Annotated in this window: 1 pseudogene; it reads right to left on the minus strand. The window is 40.3% G+C overall.

The features are described from left to right. Positions 1–519 precede the first annotated feature (519 nt). Positions 520–1160, minus strand: a pseudogene (locus ACFU9E_RS35595) (hypothetical protein); the annotation flags it as partial.

Below are 1160 nucleotides of genomic sequence, written 5' to 3' on the forward strand. Positions count from 1 at the left end.
ATTCAGCACCTCTCGGTGCATAGATGGCACTCACTCCATATCACTTTTTCTTCGTCTTATGGTCCATGTCGAATTGTGTCGAATAATGAATATCCTAAAAATCATTTTAATGGCCATATGAGCCGTTTTTAAACTCTCAGGTATCATTAGTCTATTTTTATCCCAGGAACGCTCAGAATTGATTTTGAGCGTTTATAGACACACAAAAAAAAGACGGAACACATGAGTCCGTCTAATAAAACATAATCCGCTGGTCATCACGTTGCATTTCGTATCGCAATCTGTGCATCGCTTTGAACTTCAGAAGAAAATCCAACCACACCCAGCGTTAACACTCCCAAAATGATGGCTGCTGACAAAAGGCTTTTACATTTCATACAGAAAATTCGCTCCTCACTTTGCTTTTTTCATCAAGTCGCATTTCTCGAAGCAACGTGCGTATCGCCGTGATCTACATAAGAAAAACCAGCTACGCCTAGCGTTAATACCCCTAAGATGATGGCTACGGAAAAAAGGCTCTTACATTTCATACAGGAAATCGCCCCTTTGAATTTGTTTTTGAGCATCCACCATCTGCTTGAAGAAAAAAACAGAATCATCCAGACGCCCATTTTTAGTATAAAATTCCGCAGCAACTAAAGCCAGCTCCTCCAGATAAGGATAACCCCGGCCATCTTTAAGTGGTTCAAAAGCCTCCAGAACTTTCGATCTGTCCGCTTGTTTGAGGAACAACGCTTCTAAAACGCCCAGCAAATACAAACATAAGTCATCCTGGAATTCATGAGCGTATTCTTTGGCCTTTTCAAAACATTCTTGTCCTTCTGGTTTTTCATCTTTGGTGAAATGAATTAAAGCTAAATCATAATAAGCGCTTGTGATTTCTTTAGCTTTTGCCTTTTTGGCTGCTTTAATGGCCTCATGATAAAAAGGCACTGCCTGAAAGCTTCCAATTCTGCTATAACAGTGACCCATGTTCAATAACGCTTTTGTGATCATCGTCCAATTATCAATCTCTTGAGAGAGAGCCAATGCCTTGTGCAGATGGGGCAAAGCGCGATCATGCGCCAATAAATCATCATAATTTCCCGAAATAACAAAGTGGCATTGTATCTGGCGGACTTTGTATGTAACCTCCTTTTGATAAATTTCATCAGCAAGAG

The organism is Kitasatospora sp. NPDC057595 (assembly GCF_042800875.1).
Classification (GTDB): Bacteria; Actinomycetota; Actinomycetes; order Streptomycetales; family Streptomycetaceae; genus Kitasatospora.